The following is a 17633-nucleotide window of genomic DNA, read 5'->3' on the forward strand; positions in this document are numbered from 1 at the left end:
GCAGGAGGAAATGTCCGCAAAGACCGGCACCCGCGTCCAGGGCACGGTCTGGGGTGTCGGCCTCGGCCCCGGCGATCCGGATCTGATGAGCGTGCGCGCCGACCGGCTGATCCGGGGCGCGCGGCACCTAGCCTATTTCCGCAAGGCCGGGCGCATGGGTCGGGCGCGCCAGATCGTCGACGGCATGCTGCCCGACACCGTCTCGGAAGTGCCGATGGACTATCCCATGACCACCGAGATCCCCTTTTCCGATCCGCGCTATGTCGCGGCGCTCTCGGGGTTTTACGCCGATTGCACCACCCGGCTGCGCAGGCTCGCCGAGGCGGGCGAGGATGTGGTGGTGCTCTGCGAGGGCGATCCGTTCTTTTATGGCTCCTTCATGCATCTCTATACGCGGCTGAAACCGGTCGTGCCGGTGCGCGTGGTGCCCGCGATCACCGGCATGTCGGCGGCCTGGACCGCCACGGGCCTGCCTGTCACGTGGGGTGATGACGTGCTTTCGGTGGTGATGGGCACCCTGCCCGAAGAGGCGCTCTCCACCCATATGGCGCAGGCCGATGCGCTGGTGGTGATGAAGGTGGGTCAGAATCTCGGCAAGGTGCGCCGGGCGCTGCAAGCCGCCGGCAAATACGACGCCGCCTGGCTGGTCGAATATGCCTCCATGCCGCAGCAGACGGTGCAGCGGCTTTGCGAGACCGAGGCCGAGACCGCCCCCTATTTCTCCATCGTCGTGGTGCATGGGCAGGGGCGGCGGCCATGAGCGGCTCTGTCGTCATCGCCGGGCTCGGCCCCGGCGCCGAGGCGCTGGTCACCCCCGAGGTGCAGGCCGCGCTCGACGATGCCACCGATGTGGTGGGCTATATCCCCTATGTGGCGCGGGTGGCCGAGCGTCCGGGGCTGGTGAAACACGCCTCCGACAACCGGGTGGAGCTCGACCGCGCCCGCCACGCGCTGGAGCTGGCCGAGGCCGGGCGGCGCGTGGTCGTGGTGTCCTCTGGCGATCCCGGCGTCTTTGCCATGGCCTCGGCACTTTTCGAGGCGGTGGAGGCCGGGCCGCGACACTGGCGCGATCTCGACATCCGTGTGCTGCCGGGCATCACCGCGATGCTGGCGGCGGCGGCGCGGGCGGGGGCGCCGCTGGGGCATGATTTCTGCGCGATCAACCTCAGCGACAACCTCAAGCCCTGGGAGCTGATCGAGAAACGCCTGCGCCTTGCCGTCGAGGCGGATTTCGCCATGGCCTTCTACAACCCGCGTTCGAAGGCGCGGCCTGAAGGCTTTGCCCGCGTGCTGTCGCTGCTGACCGAGGCCTGCGGCGATGCCCGTCCGGTGATCTTTGCCCGCGCCGTCTCGACGCCCGAGGAGGAGATCCGCGTCGTCCCCCTGCCCGAGTGCCGCCCGGAGATGGCCGACATGCGCACAATGGTGATCGTCGGCTCCTCGGCCACACGGATCATCACCCGCGACGGCGCGCCCTTCGTCTACACCCCGAGATCGGCGGGATGATGTCCGATCCAGTCCAGAACCGTGGCGATCTCGTGGGTCTCGCGCCGCGCGGGCAGCGCGGGCCGGTCGATCATGATCACCGGCAGCCCCAGCGCTCGTGCCGCTGCGAGCTTGGCGCTGGCACCGCTGCCGCCCGAGTTTTTCGAGACCACCAGCTCGGTCCCCTGCGCCCGCATCAGCGCGAGGTCGCCCGCCTCGGTGAAGGGGCCGCGCTCCACGACGACCCGATGGTGCGGCAAGGGCAGCGGCTCTGCGGGCGGATCGACGAGGCGCAGCAGGTAGTGATGCTGCGGCGCAGCGGAAAAGGCCGCCAGATGCTGCCGCCCCACCGCGAGAAACACCCGCGCCGGCGCGCCGGCAAGCGCCGCGACGGCGCCCGCGATGTCGGGCACATGGCGCCAGTCGTCGCCCGGCCCCGACTGCCATGGCGCGCGGGTGAGCGCGATGAGCGGCACGCCGGCCAAAGCGCAGCCCGCCACCGCATTGGCGCTCATCCGGGCGGCAAAGGGATGGGTGGCATCGACCACATGGGTGATCTTCTGCGCGCGCAGATAGTCCGCCAGCCCCTCCGGCCCGCCGAACCCGCCCACCCGCTGCGGCAGAGGCTGCGGACGCGGGCGCTCGACCCGGCCGGCCAGCGACACGGTTCCGGCGATGCCGGCACCGGCAAGGCGGCGGCAGAGCGCGGTGGCTTCGGTCGTGCCGCCGAGAACGAGGAGATTGGGCGCCATGGCTGAAGACCCTTGGGTGACGATCATCGGTCTGGGCGAGGATGGACCGGCGGGGCTCTGTTCCGCAAGCCGGTCGGCGCTGGAGGCGGCAGAGGTGATCATGGGCCCGCCCCGCCACCTCTCGCTGCTCCCCGGTCTCGCGGCGGAGCGGGTGGCATGGCCGGTGCCCTTCGCCGATGGCATCGAACGGCTGCTGGCGCTGCGCGGGCGGCTTGTGGTCGTGCTGGCCTCGGGCGATCCGTTCTGGTTCGGCGCGGGCGCGGTGCTGGCGCGGCATCTGGCGACGGAGGAGTGGCGCGCCTTGCCCGGGATCTCCACCTTTGCCCTCGCCGCGAGCCGCCTCGGCTGGCCGCTGGAAACCACCGGCTGTTTCGGATTGCACGCGGCGCCGCTCACCCGGCTCCGCCCGCATCTGGCGATGGGGGCGCGGCTGATCGTGCTGCTGCGCGACGGCGAAGCGGTGACGGCGCTGGCGGATTATCTCTGCGAAACCGGGTTCGGGGAGAGCCGGCTGACCGTGCTGGAGGCGTTGGGAGGCCCGCGCGAACGGATCACGCGGGCACGCGCCGACGCGCTGCCCGAGGCGGAGTTCGCGCATCCGGTCTGCGCCGCGCTGGAGCTTGCGGGCGGGCCTGCCCTGCCGCTGGCCAGCGGGCGGGCGGATGACTGGTTCGAAAGCGACGGGCAGATCACCAAGCGCCCGGTGCGCGCGCTGACCCTCTCGGCGCTGGCGCCCCGTCCTCATGAGCATCTCTGGGATATCGGCGGCGGCTCGGGCTCCATCGGGATCGAGTGGCTGCTGGCGCATCCGACCCTCGCCGCCACCGCCATCGAGCCCCGCGCCGAGCGCGCCGACCGCATCCGCGCCAATGCCGGCCGGCTGGGCATGGACCGGCTGCACGTCGTGACCGGCGCAGCCCCCGACGCACTCGCCGGGCTCACCCCGCCCGATGCCGTCTTTGTCGGCGGCGGGCTCGACACGGCACTGCTGGGCTGGCTGGAGACCCACCTGCCGCAAGGCACCCGCCTTGTCGCCAACGCGGTGACGCTGGAGACCGAGGCGCTGCTCACAAACGCGCAGGCCCGGCTTGGCGGCGACCTGCTGCGCATCGAGCTGTCGGAACCCGCCGCCATCGGCCCGCGCCGGGGCTGGCGGGCGAGCTATCCCATCGTGCAATGGAGCGTGGTGCTGTGATCGTGGCCGGGTTCGGATTTCGCGGCGCGGCCACGCCGGAGAGCCTGCGCGACGCCTATGACCGCGCGCGCGCGGGCGACACCGCGACCCGCATCGCCACCGCCGCCGACAAGGCCGAAAGCCCCGCCTTCCGCGCCTTTGCGCAATCGCTCGGCCTGCCGGTTGTGCCGGTGCCGCCGCAACGCCTGACACATCAGGCCACCCTCACCCGCTCCGCCGCGTCGCAAACCGCGCGCGGCACCGGGTCGGTGGCCGAAGCCGCCGCCCTCGCCGCCGCCGGACCGCAGGCCCGGCTCGTCGGCGCGCGGGCGATTTCCGAAGACCGTCTGGCCACCTGCGCGCTGGCCTGGGGAGAGACCACATGACCGTTCATTTCATCGGCGCCGGCCCCGGCGCCCCCGACCTGCTGACCCTGCGCGGCCGCGACATCATCGCCGCCTGCCCGGTCTGCCTCTATGCCGGCTCGCTGGTGCCCGAGGCGATCCTGGCGCATTGCCCCGAGGGCGCGCGGATCGTCAACACCGCGCCGATGGATCTCGACGCGATCCTCGACGAGATCCGCGCCGCCCATGACAAGGGGCAGGACGTGGCGCGGCTGCATTCCGGCGATCTCTCGGTCTGGTCGGCCATGGGCGAACAGATGCGGCGGCTGCGCGAGCTGGACATCCCGGTCTCCGTCACCCCCGGCGTGCCCGCCTTCGCCGCCGCCGCCGCCGCGCTCGGCACCGAGCTGACCCTGCCGGGTCTCGCGCAATCGGTGGTGCTCACCCGCACGCCGGGCCGCGCCTCCTCCATGCCCGAGGGCGAGACGCTGAGCAATTTCGCCGCCACCGGCGCGACGCTGGCCATTCACCTCTCGATCCAGAACCTTTCCCGCGTGGTGGCCGACCTCTCTCCCGCCTATGGCACGGATTGCCCCGTCGCCGTGGTCTACCGCGCGAGCTGGCCCGACGAGCGCATCGTCCGGGGCACGCTCGGCGATATCGAAGAGGCGCTCGGCGAGGGCATCTCGCGCACCGCGCTGATCCTCGTAGGGCCGGCGCTTGCCGGCGAGGGCTTTGCCGAAAGCTGCCTCTACGCGGCGGGATACGACCGCCGCTACCGCCCGCAAAGCGCCGAAAGCCCGTGGTCGGGCTGGCGCCCCGAAGGCGAGGAGCGCAACAATGGCTGAGATGCCGGGCCTGCTGATCTCGGCGCCCTCTTCGGGCACCGGCAAGACCACCGTGGTGCTGGGGCTTTTGCGGGCGCTGGCCGAGGACGGGCTGCGCGTGCAGCCCTTCAAATCCGGCCCCGATTACATCGACCCGGCCTTTCACCGCGCCGCCAGCGGGCGGGCCTCGTTCAACCTCGACAGCTGGGCGATGGGAGACGGTCTGCTTTCCTCCATCGCGGCGCAGGCGGCGGGCGCGGATCTTTGCATCGCCGAGGGCTCCATGGGGCTCTATGACGGGGTGGCGACACGCGGGCAGAGCGGCTTCGGCAGCAGCGCCGAGACCGCGCGCCGCATGGGCTGGCCGGTGGTGCTGGTGCTGGATGTGGGCGGTCAGGCGCAATCCGCCGCCGCCACAGCGCTCGGCTTTGCCAGCTACGACCGCGAGCTGCCCTTTGCCGGGGTGATCCTGAACCGCGTCGCCTCGCCCCGCCACGAGCGGCTGATCCGGCTGGGGATGGAGCGCGCCGGTCTGCCGGTGCTGGGGGTGCTGCCAAGGCGCGGCGACCTCACCCTGCCCGAGCGGCATCTGGGGCTGATCCAGGCGGTGGAACATCCGGATCTGGAAACCGCCATCGCGGGCTATGCGGCCTTCCTGCGCGCCCATGTGGATCTGGGCGCGCTCAAATCCGCCGCGCGCGGTCTGCCCCTGCCCGCAGAGCCGGCGCCACTGCCCCGCCCGCCCGCGCAGCGCATCGCGCTGGCGCAGGACGCGGCGTTTTCCTTCACCTATCCGCACCTGCTCGAAGGCTGGCGCGCGGCAGGGGCCGAGATCCTGCCGTTCTCGCCGCTGGCCGACGAGCCGCCCGCGCCCGAGGCCGATCTGGTCTGGCTGCCCGGCGGCTATCCCGAGCTGCACGCCGGAAAGCTGGCGGCGGCGGAACGGTTCCGCGCCGGGCTTTGCACCCATGCCGAGACCAAGCCGGTGCATGGCGAATGCGGCGGCTACATGGCACTCGGTGCGGCGCTGATCGACAAGGAAGGCGTACGTCACCAGATGGCCGGGCTGCTGGGGCTGGTGACGAGCTATGAACGCCGCAAGTTCCATCTCGGCTATCGCCGGGCGGTGCTGGAGGCGCCCCTGCCCGGCCACGCCCCCGGCGCCGCGCTGCGCGGGCACGAATTCCATTACTCGACCATTCTGGAACAGCCCGACGCGCCGCTCGCCCGCGTCGCCGATGCGGATGGCAACCCGGTGCCCGAGACCGGCTCGCACCGGGGCCATGTGAGTGGTACCTTCTTTCACCTGATCGCGGAGGCGCCGGCATGAGCGGTTTCGTCAGTTTCGTGGGCTCCGGCCCCGGCGACCCGGAGCTTCTGACGCTGAAGGCGGTGGACCGGCTGAAGCGCGCCGATGCGGTGCTGTTCGACGACCTGTCCTCGGGCCCGGTGCTGAGCCATGCACGCAAGGGCGCGGATCTGGTGGGCGTCGGCAAGCGCGCCGGGCGGCCCTCGCCGCGCCAGCATCATGTGAGCCGGCTGCTGGTAGATTATGCGCAGACCGGCCAGCGGGTGGTACGGCTGAAATCCGGCGATGGCGGGCTCTTCGGTCGGCTGGAGGAAGAGCTGGTGGCGCTGCGCGAGGCGGGCATTCCCTATGAGATCGTGCCCGGTGTGCCCTCCGCCGTGGCCGCCGCCGCCTGCGCCGGCATACCGCTGACCCGGCGGCTAACCGCGCGACGGGTGCAGTTCGTCACCGGCCACGATGCCGGCGGCGCGCTGCCCGAGGATCTCGATCTGGCCGCGCTTGCGGATCCCGGCACCTTCACCGTGGTCTTCATGGGCAAGCGGACCTTTCCCGCGCTTGTCGAAAAGCTGGTGGCACACGGCCTGCCGGGCGACACGCCGGCGCTGCTGGCCGAGGCGGTCTCGACCCCCGAGCAGCGGCTGCACCGCAGCACGGTGGCATCCCTGGCCGATGAGCTCGCCGCCGGGCGCAGCGAGCGGCCGGCGCTCATCCTCTACGGGCCACTGGCCGAGCTGGGGGTGGGGTTTGACTGAGCTCTGGCTGATCGGCATCGGCACCGGCAACCCCGCCCATGTGACGCTGGAGGGCCAGCGCGCGCTGCGCGAGGCGGCGGTCGTGCTCATTCCCCGCAAAGGGGCGGGCAAGGAGGATCTGGCGCATCTGCGCGAGGGTATTCTGGCAGAGGCCGGCGCCACGGCGAGGGTGATCCATTTCGACATGCCGGTGCGGGACGAAAGCCTTCCCTATGGCGACCGCGTGGCGCGCTGGCATGACGAGATCGCGCGGCGCTGGCAGGCCGCGCTGGCAGGCGCCCCCGAGGGGCCGGTGGCGCTGCTGGTCTGGGGCGATCCCGGGCTCTACGACAGCACGCTGCGCATCGCCGAGCGGCTGGCGCCGCGCCCGAAGCTGCGCGTGATACCGGGGATCACCGCCTTGCAGGCGCTGACGGCGGCGCATGCGATCCCCTTCAACACGGTAAACGGCGCGGTGACGGTCACCACGGGCCGCCGCCTGCGCGATGAAGGCTGGCCCGAGGGCGCCGAGACGGTGGTCGTGATGCTGGACGGCGCCTGTTCGTTTCAGGCGCTCGACCCTGACGGGCTGCATATCTGGTGGGGCGCCTATCTCGGCATGGCGGAGCAGCTTCTGGAGAGCGGTCCGCTGGCGCAGGTCGCGGAGCGGATCGTGGCGCGCCGCGCCGAGGCACGGGCGCGGCATGGCTGGATCATGGACACCTATCTGCTGCGGCGGGGCTAAAGGAGCGATGCCTCAAGCGCAACAGAAGCCGGGCCCGGCGGCGGCCCGTGGGATGCCGCACAGAGCATAGAATCCCTTGATTTATCCCGACCAGATCCGAAGGACCTCTCAGCGATGCGCAAACGTCACCCAAGCGGCAGCCCGCACGGACGGGCCGCCGCTGGGCCCGGCGGCCTTCGGCCTTGATTCCGGGCCAAAGGCTCGGGGATTGAGCCAGCCATGTGCGGATCGACCGCATCACCCTGATCGACCACCTCACCCAGCCACCGGCACCAGCCGCCCGTCGCGCAGATCCAGCGCCCCGGGCGCGAGCTTTGCGCGGAAGGCCGGGTCGTGGCTGACCAGCAGGATCGCCTGCGGCAGCCCGCGCAGGATCTCCAGCAGCCGCGCCTCGTTGGTCTGGTCGAGCGCATTGGTCGGCTCGTCGAGCAGCAGCACCTCGGGCTCCATCGCCAGCACCGTGGCCAGCGTCACCAGCCGCTTCTCCCCGCCCGAAAGCTTGTGCGTGATCCGGTCGCGCAGATGCATGAGGTCCAGCTCGCCCAGCACCCGGTCGACGATCTCCAGCGCCTCGGCCCGCGACTTGCCGAGGTTCAGCGGACCGAACGCCACGTCCTCGGCGACGGTGGGGCAGAAGAGCTGGTCATCGGCATCCTGAAACACCAGCCCGACGCGGCGGCGCACCTCGTGGAAATCCGCCTCCTGCACGCGCGGCGTGCCAAACACCGTGACCAGCCCGCGATCCGGACGCTGAAGCCCGAGGATCATCCGCAGGAGCGTCGATTTCCCCGCCCCGTTGGGGCCGGTGAGCGACAGGCGCTGCCCGGCTTCCAGCCGCAGCGAGGCGCCGCTCAGCACCGGGTCACGGCCGGGATAGGCGAAATGCAGATCGTCGAGCGCAATCAGGGCCATGTCAGATCCACCGCGAAAAGGCCGAGGCAGACGCCCAGAAGCGCCGCCCCGAAGAGATGGTCCCGGCGGCTCAGCGCGAACTCCTGCAACAGCAGGATGCGCCCGGAAAAGCCCCGGCATTTCATCGCACCGAGGATGCGCTCGGAGCGTTCGATGGCCCGCACCAGCATCATGCCCACGAGATAGCCAAAGCTGCGATAGCTGTGCCAGTTGGTGCCGGGCCGGAAACCGCGCACCTTCATCGCGGCGCGCAGCCGCAGGTATTCCTCGCGCAGCACCTCGATATAGCGGATGGTGAACATCAACAGATGCACCAGCGTCTCCGGGCAGCGCATCCGATAGAGCGCATGACCCAGCGTCACCGGCTCCATCGTGCCGACCAGCGTCATCACCGCGAGGATCACCGCATTGGCGGTCAGCGCGATCTCCACCGCCTGGATCAGCCCCTGCCAGCTCGCGGTGAGGCCCCAAAGCGTGAAGAACGGATCGCCCGGCACGGTGAAGGGCAAAAGCGCCAGCATGAAGAAGATAAAGCCGTCCATCATCGCCATGCGGCGCAGGGTCGGCCCCACCGGCAGGCGCGAGACGCGCAGGAAGACCAGCGAGACGCACAGCGCGGCGATGAGCGCCGGCAGGCCCGACAGCGCCACCACGGTCACGCCGAAGAGGCAGGCGGCGGCGATGCGCGCGCGCGGATCCAGCCTGCCGACCGGGCCGGGGTCGAAACGCACCCCGGTCCCGGCGAGGGTTTTTTCACGCTGTGTCAGCGCGTGCCCCACGGCCTAGCCCGCCAGCTTGCGGCGCGCCGCGATGTAGAACCCCAGACCGAAGAGCCCGGCGATATAGCCGAGCCCGCCAAGGATGGTCTGGAAATCGTTATGCTCGCGATAGGCGGCGATCTCGCGCCGCAGCGGGCGGACCTCGGCGCGCACCGCCTCGGCGATCACCTGACGCTCCTCGCCGGTGAGCGCGGCGACGGTCACGCCGCCACCGGTCGCGGCGGGCGCCGGCGCGGCGGCGGTTTCCTCGGCCTCGAGCGCGGTCTCCCCCAGGATCGCGGCAACCTCGGCGGCGGGCATGGTGACCTCGGCCACATGCCCCGCCCCCAGATCGGCGCGGAACGTATGCGCCACCGGTTGCTCCGGCACGAAGGTAAAGAACCCGTCCGCGTCGGTCACCGCCTCGCCCAGCGACGCGCCCTCCGGCCCGAAGACCGAGACGGTCGTATCCGCTGCCATATCGCCGTTGGAAAAGCCGATCTCGCCCTCGATGGCGCTGCCCGAGGGAAACACCCCGGCGATGACCTTATGCGCCAGCGCCGGCACCGGTGCGGCAAGGCAGAGGGTCAGCAAAAGCACGATCCGTTTCATGCCCGCGCCCCTTTCAGCGAGGTGAAGAGCTCCGGCTTGACCTTGCGCGCCAGCAGCACGGCAAAGCCCGTCAGCAGCCCCTCGATGGCCATGACCGGAATATGCGCGAAGAAGACGAGTTTCGCGGCGGGCAGGAATTCGTCGCCCGAAAGCGCCAGCGCGAGCCCGACCATCACCGTCGTCGCGGCGATGGCGAAGGCGCCGCCGATCCCCGCCCAGACCGCACCGGCGAGCGGCGTGCCGGAGGCGGCAAGGCGGCCAAAGAGCATCCAGGCCAGCACGGCGGGTAGCGCGATGTTGAGCGTATTGACCCCCAGCACCGTCAGCCCGCCGAAGCCGAAGAACACCGCCTGCAACAGCAGCCCGACGAAGAGCGCCGGAAAGGCGGCCCAGCCGAGGACGATCCCGGCCAGACCGTTGAGGATGAGATGCACCGAGGACGGGCCGATCGGCACATGCACCAGCGAGGCGACGAAGAAGCTCGCCGAGAGCACGCCCGCCGCCGGAATACGCTCCAGCGGCAGCGCGCGCAGGCCCAGCGCGATGCCCCCGGCGGCGGCAACGGCCCCGCCGATCACCACCGGGTTCGAAAGGGCGCCGTCCACGATATGCATGGCGCTTACTCCAGATCCCAGGCGCGGATCCAGATCACCGCGTCCTGGCTGAGCTCCTTGCCCTCATGCTCGGTCGCCGGGCCCGAGCCGAGCGCGGCAAAGCCCCAGTAGCCGGCTTCCGGAATGCCGAAGGTGAAATAGCCGTTGGCGTCCGACACCGCGACCACCGCGCCGCCCGGCGGCGGCGAGACCGCCGGATCGGTGGAGGCGGCGCTGTCCATGTCGGGCTCGGCGGCCATGTATTCGATCTCGATCTCGACGCCCGCAACCGGTTCGCCCTCTGCCAGAACCTGGCCGGTGAAGGTCGAGCCGGCGAGCACGTTATAGGGTTTGTTCAGCGGCAGGATCTCGGTCGGCAGGCCGGCGGGCTGCATCCAGTCGGTGGGCAGTTCACTGCGGTTGAGGAAGGCCTTGGTGATCTGCTGGATATAGATATCCTCGGATTCCTCGTAATAGGGCACCGGCACCGTCACCAGCACGTAATCGCCCGAGCGCTTGACCGGCACCGAGCCGAGAAAGGCCGCGCCCTCGTTCTCGCCACCCGTAAAGCGCACCGGCTCCAGCGTCTCCTTGAGGTCGGTGCGTTCGCCGTTATGGATCATGAAGAACTCTTCCGGCATCTCCAGATCCATCACATGGCCATTGTCGAACGGGTGCCAGAAGATCAGCTTGACCGGCACGTCGCCGGGGCGCTCGATCATCGTGTCGGTGGTGTATTCCAGAAGGAAATGGGCATTGGCCATCGCCGGCAGGGCAATGGCGGCCGCCGCCGCGAGCAGGGTCTTTTTCATAAGGGTCGTCGTCCTTGTCCATCTGCGCCACACCCGGCGCAATCCTGTGCTGGACAACGGGAGCCATCGGACCAATGCGCGACGGGGCAATGTCCGGCGCACAAGGCCAGACGCGCACCCCGGCGTCCGGTGGAAGCGCCCCTTCCAAGGGCGCCTGTCCGGCAGGTCTCCTGGCTCGCGGGTCTATGCTCTGGCTGGCCTTCCCGGATCGCTCCAGTGGCGTGATCAGCCTCGCTCGCCGCTTACAGTTGCGGGGGCAGCTACAGATTTGGACGCGAAACGCGCCGCACTGTATTCCCTCTTTCCTCCGGGGGGCAAACCCCGGAACCGGACATGCCACATGCATGCCAGAAAAGCGCGGGCCGGGTCAATCGCCATATGCGGCGCCCCTGCCCTGCCGCGGAATCGCCAGAGGCTCTGCCGGTTTGCGCGGCAGAGCCGGCGGGAAAGCCCCCGCCCACGGGCGAGCGATGAAAGATCAGAGCTCGCGCAGATAGGCCCAGGAGACCCAGCCCTTCAGGCTCCGCGCGCGGTCGAGCGAGACCTCGCACCAGCGGGTGCCGCCGGTCTGGGTGCATTCATGGACGCGCAGCACCGTGCCGTTCGGCAGGCCGACATAGACGTCGAAGCCGGTGCCGGGGCCGCCGCGCAGCTTCAGCATGTCGCCCTCCGCCACCCCATAGACCTCGTACCGGTCGCGCCAGCCCGCCGCCGCGGGGCCCGCGCAGAATACCGCTGCCAGCACGCCGGTTGCCAGCGCCTTGAAGACGAGTGCGCGCATGTTCTCTCCTGCTTCTTGTGCTTTCTGCCTCGCCCGCAAGTCTACCGCGTCCGGGCGCCAAAAGGAACGCCCGGATGCAGCGTCGTTCAGGTCGTGAAAGCGGAGGCACGCTCGTCCCGCGCCATGGCGCGCATGAGCCCCTCGGCCAGCGCCGGGCGCAGCCGGGCCGAGAGCAGCTCGCCATGCAGGCAGGGCAGAGACAGGGTTTCGAGCCGCGCGGCAAAGGGGTGCCAGAGCTCCGGGCGCAGCGCCGTGCCGGCGTGATCGCGCGCCGCGCGCACATGCAGGAGCGTACCGCCGAAACGCGCCTCGCGATGGCCGCGCACCAGCCGGTTGGTCTGCTGCACCGAGCGGATGACCCCGTCGAGCGCGCGCTCTGGCAGTTGCGCCAGCGGCTCGCCCCGCGCCCGCAGGAAGCCGAGGATCGCGGCGCGGTCGGTAAGCTCGGGATGCGCCTCAGGGTCGTGCCCGGCGATGGCGAGCAGCGCCCGTAGCGCCGCGTCGGGGCCGGGCTCCGGCTCGTTGCGCCAGCATTCGGACGGGTAGGAATCGAGCAGCGCCACCATGCCGCAGACCCGCCCCTGCCGCTCCAGATGACAGGCGGCGGCCTGCGCGATGAGCCCGCCCAGCGACCAGCCCGCCAGATGCAGCGGTCCCTCGGGCGCCAGCTCGGCGATGCGCGCGGCATAGGCCCGCGCCAGCGCGTCGAGCGTGGCCGGATCGGGCGCTGCGGCATCGAGCAGCGGCGATTGCAGCGCGATCAGCGGGCGGTCCTCCAGCGCGGCGGCCAGGCCGCGATAGCACCAGCCGATGCCGCCCGCCGGATGGATGGCAAAGAGCGGCGGGCGGCTGCCCCGCGACAGGCGCAGCACCGGGCCGAGCCCGTCATCGCCGGGGGCATCTTCGGCAATGCGCCGCGCCAGATCCGCCAGCACCGGCGTTTCGAAGATCGCCGCCAGCCCCGGCGCGCGCCCGGTCTCCTCCTCGATCCGCAGGGTCAGGCGCACGGCACGCAGCGAGTCGCCGCCCGCGAGAAAGAAATCGGTCTCCGGCCCGATGGCCGTGGCCGCGCCCAGCAGCTCGGCATAGAGCCGCGCCAGCAGCGCCTCGGTGCCCGGCGCAAGCGGGCGCCCGGCGGCCTGCGCGCGCGGCTCGGGCAGCGCGCCGCGATCCAGCTTGCCGTTGGGGGTGAGCGGCAGCGCCTCCAGCGGCACGATGGCGGCGGGGATCATCGCGGCGGGCAGCCGCGCCGCCAGCGCCGCACCGAGCGCCTCGGTTCCGTCACGCGGCACCACCCAGGCGATCAGCCGTGCGCCGTCAGCGCCCTCGCGCGCCATCACCACCGCCTGGCGCAGCAGCCCGGTATCCAGCAGCGCCGCCTCGACCTCGCCGGTCTCGATGCGAACGCCACGGATCTTCACCTGCCCGTCGGCGCGGCCCTCGAAGGTGATCGTGCCATCCGCCGCCGCGCGCACGATATCGCCGGTGTCGTACATCCGCCCGCCCGGCACGAAGGGATCGGGCAGAAAGCGCTCTGCCGTCAGTTCCGGCTGGCCGAGATAGCCGTCGGCGAGCTGCCGCCCGGTGAGAAACAGCCGCCCGGCCACCCCGTCGGGCACCGGCCTCTGCCACGCGTCGAGCACATAGCAGCCGGTATTCCAGACCGGCCGGCCGATGGGCACGCTGGCGCCCTCCTCCTCACCGCTCGCCTCGTGAAAGGTGACATCGACCGCCGCTTCGGTGGGTCCATAGAGATTGTGCAGCCGGATCCGCATGCGCTCGAGACAGCGCCGCGCCAGCGCCACCGGCAGCGCCTCGCCGCTGGCAAAGACGTGGCGGATGGCGAGGCCCCGCGCCTCCGGCGTGTCGGCGAAGAGCGCCAGCATCGAGGGCACGAAATGCACCGCCGTCACGCCATGCTCGCGGATCAACCCGGCGATGGCACGCGGGTCGCGATGCGCGCCCGGCGGCGCGATGACCAGCGCCGCGCCGGAGATCAGCGGCAGGAAGAATTCCCAGACCGAGACATCGAAAGTGGCAGGCGTCTTTTGCAGGATCCGGTCCCGCGCGCCGATGCCGTATTGCGCCCGCATCCAGAGCAGCCGGTTGACGATGGCCCGATGCGGCACGCTGACCCCCTTGGGTCGCCCGGTCGAGCCGGAGGTGAAGAGCACATAGGCCGGATCTTCGGGCGCCGCGCCATCCGGGGCCGCGCCCTCTGCCGGCCAGTCGTCGGGGGGCAGCACTCGCGCGGCGGGAAAGCCGCGCCCGGCCAGCACCAGCACCGGCGCCGCGCGCTCCAGCATATCGGCACGCCGCGCGCTGGCATCCTCGGGATCGAGCGGCATGAAAGCCGCGCCCGCGCGCAGCACCGCCACCAGCGCCACCAGAAGCTCGGTCGAGCGCGGCAGCGCCACGGCGACCCGCGCGCCCGGCCCGCGCCCAGCGCCCGCAGCCGCGCCGCCAGCGCCGCGCTGCGCCGGTCGAGCGTGGCGTAATCGGTCGTCTCGCCCTCGAAGTGCAGCGCCGTGGCTTCGGGGCTCGCCGCCATCTGCGCCTCGATCAACGCGCTCAGCGTGGTCTCCGGCACCGGGTGGGCGGTGGCGTTGCGCGGCGTCACATGGCTGCGGGTCTCCGCCTCGGTCAGCGTCGGCAGATCGGCGAGCCGCCCGGCATCACAGGCGCGGGTGAGGAATACCGTCAGCCGGTGCAGATGCGCCTCGGCGTCGTCGCGGGAATAAAGCGCCGGGTTGGCATCGACCTGAAGGCGCAGCGGCCCGCGCCCGTCGCCGCGAAACGCAAAGGTGATATCGTCCACCGAGCCGGCGCCGAGGATTTCCAGCCGCGTCTCCAGCCCCGGCATGCGCGGCGTCGGCTCGAAGGGCAGCACGTTGATCAGCGGCCCGTGCAGCCGCCTTGCACCGCCGACGAGCCCCAGCTCCCGACGCAGATGCTCGCCCCGGTAGCGCCCGTGCCGGCGCATCTCGCCGAGGGTCGCGGCGGCGCCTGCCAGCCACTCCGCCAGCGGCGCGGCCTCGTCGACCGGATGCCGGAAGGGCAGCACATTGACCTGGGTCGAGGGCACCGAGCCGACGCCGCCGCCCATGCGGTTCATCAGCGGGATACCGGGCACGCTTTCGCCCTCGGTCAGCCGGGCGCAATAGGCGGCGGTCAGCGCGGTGAGCGCATCGGCCCAGGAGATGCCGGCGCGCTCGGCCAACGCCCGCAGTGCCGCCGGCAGCCCGGGATCGGAGGGGTGCTCGGCCCTCAGAAACCGCTCGGACGCGGCGGCGCGCCCGGGCGCGAGGCTGCCCACCGTGCCCAGCCCGTCGAGCTGCGCATGCCACCAGTCGCGATCCCCGGCCCGGCCCGGCGCGGCGCGATAGGCCGCATCGGCATCGCGCGCCGCCTGCCAGGGCGCCAGCGGGCGCGGCGCCGGGGCGCCTTCGGCGTAATGCGCGTAAAGCGCGGCGATGCGGCGGGTGATCAGCGTATTGGCATAGCCATCGGCGGCGAGGTGGTGAATGCGCTGGCTGAGCGCGTGCCGGGTGTCGTCCAGCCGCCAGAGGGTGAGATCCGCCACCGGCCCGGCGGCCAGATCCATGCGGGTAAAGGCATCCTCGCGGATCGCCGCCTCTGCCTCGGACCGGGACGCGCCCGAGAGGTCGCGGCGGCGCAGCGCGGGCGCCTCCCCCAGCCATTGCACCGGCTGGCCCGCGCGCAGGCCGAAACGCAGGCGCAGGCTTTCCGCCTCTTCGCAGAGATGCGCCACCGCGCGTTCCAGCGCCGGCAGGTCGAGCGCGCCGTCGATCCACAGCACCTGCCCGGTGTTGAAGGTGGCACGGCCCGGCGCCTGGGCCTGGGCGTACCAGATACCCTCCTGCGCCTCGGTGAGAGGCCAGCTCTCGCCGCTCACGCCCGCCTTGTCCGTTCCACCACGGCCCACCACTCGTCCAGCGTCTCGACCTCGAAGAAGTCGATATAGTCGAGATGCGGCACCCGCGCTTCCCAGCGGGTCACCAGATCCATGGCGCGCAGCGAATCCAGCCCGTGATCGAGCAGGCTGTCGCCATCGGCGATGCTCTCGGGCGCGACATCCAGAACCTGCGCGATATCGGCGCGCATGTCGTCCTTGGTCAGCGGGGTCATCGGGCGATGCAGGGTCATGCGGCCCCCTCCTCCATATGGTCTTTCCTGAGCGCCGCGCGCAGGGCGCGGCGGCTGATCTTGCCCACCGCCGTGGTGCCGAAGCTGGTCACCAGGCGGATCTCGTCGGGCACCTTGAACGCGGCGATGTCGCGGCCCCGGATAAAGCGGCGCAGCTCTGCCGGCGCGGGGGCCGTGCCGTCGCGCGGCAGGATGAAGGCGCAGCTCTTTTCGCCCAGATGCGGGTCGGGCACCGAGACCACCACCGCGTCCAGCACCTGCGGATGCGCCAGCAGATGGTCCTCGACCTCCTCGGCGGAGATCTTCTCTCCGGCGCGGTTGATATGGTCGGTCGCCCGCCCGCGCACCTCGAGATGGCCCGAGGGCAGCCGGCGCACGATGTCGCCGGTGCGATAGAACCCGTCTTCGGTGAAGCTGCGGGCATTGGCGCCGGGCTCGTCGTGATAGGCGCGGATCGTGTAGGGGCCGCGTGTCAGCAGATGGCCGGGTTCGCCGGGGGCGACCGGGGTGCCGTCGTCGTCAAGGATCAGCACCTCGTCATCGGGCGAGATCGGCCGACCCTGAGTGGTGACGATGATCTCTTCCTCGTCGTCGAGCCGGGTGTAGTTTACCAGCCCCTCGGCCATGCCAAAGACCTGTTGCAGCGTGCAGCCCAGCACCGGGCGCACGCGCCGCGCGGTCTCGGGCAGGAATTTCGCACCGCCGACCTGGAGCACCTCCAGCGTCGGCAGATCCGGGCGCAGGCGCTCGGCGGCATCGAGCCATTTCAGCGCCAGAGGCGGCACCAGCGCGGTGATCGTCACGCCCTCCTCGGCGATGCGGCGAAAGCCGGTCTCGGGGCGCGGATCGGGGCAGAGCGCCACCCGCCCACCGGCATAGAGCGCGCCCAGAACGCCGGGCGAGCTCATGGTGAAGTTATGCGAGATCGGCAGCACCGCGAGATAGACCGAGCCGCCGTCAAGACCGCTGATCCGGGCGCTTTCGCGCACCGAGTAAATATAATCGTCATGGGTGCGCGGAATGAGCTTCGACAGGCCGGTGCTGCCGCCGGAGATCTGGAGGAAGGCCACCGCCTGCGGATCGGGATCGCCGGGCAGCTCGCGCTCTTCCGGCGCGGCCTCGAGCCCGGCCAGCCCCTCGCCACCCTGTCCCGGCTCGCAGATCAGCACATGGCGCAGCCCGGCGATCTCGCCTGCCAGCGCCGAGGCCAGCGCGGCGTGATCGTAGCCGGCGATGCGGCGCTCGGTCAGGATCGCCACCGCCTCGCTCTTGCGCAGCAGGTGGTCGAGCTCGATCCGGCGATGCGCCGGCAGCGCAAAGACCGGCAGCATGCCGGCGCGAAAGATGCCGAACACGGCGGAGAGATATTCCGGCACATTGCTCATCTGCACCAGCACCCGGTCGCCCGGCACCAGCCCGCGCGCCAGCAGCCCCGCCGCGAAACGCTCGGCGCGGCGCGCCAGATCCGCATAGGACCACGTCGCGCCACCGCCCGACACGGCCAGCCTCTCGGGATGGCGCGCCGCGCGGTCGCGCAGAAGCGCGGGGAAGGTTTCCCCGCGCCAGTAGCCTTTGGCCCTGTATTCGGCCGCGACGTCCGGCGGCCAGACCTGCTCGACAGGTTTCATTCT

At 71.2% G+C, this 17633-nt stretch carries 18 protein-coding genes, 1 pseudogene and 1 riboswitch; of the genes and pseudogenes, 8 read left to right on the top strand and 11 right to left on the bottom strand.

What is annotated here, in order from left to right; all coding sequences use genetic code 11:
• The first annotated feature begins 10 nt into the window (after positions 1–10).
• On the top strand, positions 11–760 hold the full coding sequence (gene cobI, locus Ga0080574_RS07455) for a precorrin-2 C(20)-methyltransferase (RefSeq protein ID WP_076696615.1): 750 nt from the start codon (positions 11–13) through the stop codon (positions 758–760).
• Positions 757–1506 (top strand): precorrin-3B C(17)-methyltransferase, encoded by a 750-nt coding sequence (cobJ, locus tag Ga0080574_RS07460; protein WP_076696617.1) that lies wholly within the window; start codon positions 757–759, stop codon positions 1504–1506. The genes cobI and cobJ overlap by 4 nt, the downstream gene beginning before the upstream one ends.
• Here cobJ and Ga0080574_RS07465 read toward each other — a convergent pair.
• Positions 1482–2237 (bottom strand): cobalt-precorrin-6A reductase, encoded by a 756-nt coding sequence (locus Ga0080574_RS07465; protein WP_076696619.1) that lies wholly within the window; start codon positions 2235–2237, stop codon positions 1482–1484. The two genes, cobJ and Ga0080574_RS07465, sit on opposite strands and share 25 nt — an antisense overlap.
• On the opposite strand from Ga0080574_RS07465, the gene cbiE reads away from it, so the two are divergent.
• The 6 genes from cbiE to cobF are packed head-to-tail and all read left to right on the top strand — an operon-like array spanning position 2236 to position 7367.
• Positions 2236–3432, top strand: a complete 1197-nt coding sequence (gene cbiE / locus Ga0080574_RS07470; RefSeq protein WP_076696621.1) for a precorrin-6y C5,15-methyltransferase (decarboxylating) subunit CbiE — start codon at positions 2236–2238, stop codon at positions 3430–3432. The two genes, Ga0080574_RS07465 and cbiE, sit on opposite strands and share 2 nt — an antisense overlap.
• Positions 3429–3797, top strand: coding sequence for a cobalamin biosynthesis protein (locus Ga0080574_RS07475; protein WP_076696624.1), 369 nt, complete (start codon positions 3429–3431; stop codon positions 3795–3797). The genes cbiE and Ga0080574_RS07475 overlap by 4 nt, the downstream gene beginning before the upstream one ends.
• A complete protein-coding gene (gene cobM, locus Ga0080574_RS07480; RefSeq protein ID WP_076696625.1) occupies positions 3794–4603 on the top strand; it encodes a precorrin-4 C(11)-methyltransferase in 810 nt (269 codons plus the stop codon). The genes Ga0080574_RS07475 and cobM overlap by 4 nt, the downstream gene beginning before the upstream one ends.
• Complete coding sequence (locus Ga0080574_RS07485) at positions 4596–5912, top strand: cobyrinic acid a,c-diamide synthase CobB (RefSeq protein ID WP_076696627.1); 1317 nt, start codon at positions 4596–4598, stop codon at positions 5910–5912. Before cobM ends, Ga0080574_RS07485 begins: the two co-directional genes overlap by 8 nt.
• Positions 5909–6643 carry a uroporphyrinogen-III C-methyltransferase gene (cobA, locus tag Ga0080574_RS07490; protein ID WP_076696629.1) on the top strand — a complete coding sequence of 245 codons (735 nt, stop codon included), beginning with the start codon at positions 5909–5911 and terminating at the stop codon, positions 6641–6643. Before Ga0080574_RS07485 ends, cobA begins: the two co-directional genes overlap by 4 nt.
• Positions 6636–7367 carry a precorrin-6A synthase (deacetylating) gene (gene cobF, locus Ga0080574_RS07495; RefSeq protein ID WP_076696631.1) on the top strand — a complete coding sequence of 244 codons (732 nt, stop codon included), beginning with the start codon at positions 6636–6638 and terminating at the stop codon, positions 7365–7367. The genes cobA and cobF overlap by 8 nt, the downstream gene beginning before the upstream one ends.
• Positions 7368–7622: 255 nt before the next feature.
• Here cobF and Ga0080574_RS07500 read toward each other — a convergent pair whose 3' ends face one another.
• The 10 genes and pseudogenes from Ga0080574_RS07500 to Ga0080574_RS07540 form a co-directional block, all read right to left on the bottom strand.
• The gene (locus tag Ga0080574_RS07500; protein WP_076696633.1) at positions 7623–8279 is read right to left on the bottom strand and encodes an energy-coupling factor ABC transporter ATP-binding protein; all 657 of its coding nucleotides are present in this window, start codon (positions 8277–8279) and stop codon (positions 7623–7625) included.
• Positions 8270–9058, bottom strand: a complete 789-nt coding sequence (cbiQ, locus tag Ga0080574_RS07505) for a cobalt ECF transporter T component CbiQ (protein WP_076696635.1) — start codon at positions 9056–9058, stop codon at positions 8270–8272. The genes Ga0080574_RS07500 and cbiQ overlap by 10 nt, the downstream gene beginning before the upstream one ends.
• A 3-nt stretch (positions 9059–9061) precedes the next feature.
• Positions 9062–9649, bottom strand: a complete 588-nt coding sequence (locus Ga0080574_RS07510) for a NikL family nickel/cobalt ECF transporter subunit (protein WP_076696637.1) — start codon at positions 9647–9649, stop codon at positions 9062–9064.
• Positions 9646–10263, bottom strand: coding sequence for a cobalt transporter CbiM (gene cbiM, locus Ga0080574_RS07515; protein ID WP_076696640.1), 618 nt, complete (start codon positions 10261–10263; stop codon positions 9646–9648). The genes Ga0080574_RS07510 and cbiM overlap by 4 nt, the downstream gene beginning before the upstream one ends.
• Positions 10264–10268: 5 nt before the next feature.
• Positions 10269–11054 carry a DUF4198 domain-containing protein gene (locus Ga0080574_RS07520; protein WP_076696642.1) on the bottom strand — a complete coding sequence of 262 codons (786 nt, stop codon included), beginning with the start codon at positions 11052–11054 and terminating at the stop codon, positions 10269–10271.
• A gap of 143 nt (positions 11055–11197) precedes the next feature.
• Positions 11198–11401, bottom strand: a riboswitch (cobalamin riboswitch).
• Between the two features lie 131 nt (positions 11402–11532).
• A complete protein-coding gene (locus Ga0080574_RS07525; RefSeq protein ID WP_076696644.1) occupies positions 11533–11835 on the bottom strand; it encodes an SH3 domain-containing protein in 303 nt (100 codons plus the stop codon).
• An 86-nt stretch (positions 11836–11921) separates the two neighbouring features.
• Positions 11922–14252 (bottom strand): amino acid adenylation domain-containing protein, encoded by a 2331-nt coding sequence (locus Ga0080574_RS26445; protein ID WP_237219336.1) that lies wholly within the window; start codon positions 14250–14252, stop codon positions 11922–11924.
• 323 nt (positions 14253–14575) lie between these two features.
• A pseudogene (locus Ga0080574_RS26450) lies at positions 14576–15784 on the bottom strand (condensation domain-containing protein); the annotation flags it as partial.
• Complete coding sequence (locus Ga0080574_RS07535) at positions 15748–16002, bottom strand: phosphopantetheine-binding protein (protein ID WP_076696646.1); 255 nt, start codon at positions 16000–16002, stop codon at positions 15748–15750. The gene Ga0080574_RS07535 and the pseudogene Ga0080574_RS26450, both read right to left, overlap by 37 nt.
• Positions 15999–17630 carry a (2,3-dihydroxybenzoyl)adenylate synthase gene (locus Ga0080574_RS07540; protein WP_076696648.1) on the bottom strand — a complete coding sequence of 544 codons (1632 nt, stop codon included), beginning with the start codon at positions 17628–17630 and terminating at the stop codon, positions 15999–16001. Before Ga0080574_RS07540 ends, Ga0080574_RS07535 begins: the two co-directional genes overlap by 4 nt.
• Positions 17631–17633 lie beyond the last annotated feature (3 nt).

Origin of the sequence: Salipiger abyssi, assembly GCF_001975705.1 — a bacterium.
GTDB lineage: Bacteria > Pseudomonadota > Alphaproteobacteria > Rhodobacterales > Rhodobacteraceae > Salipiger > Salipiger abyssi.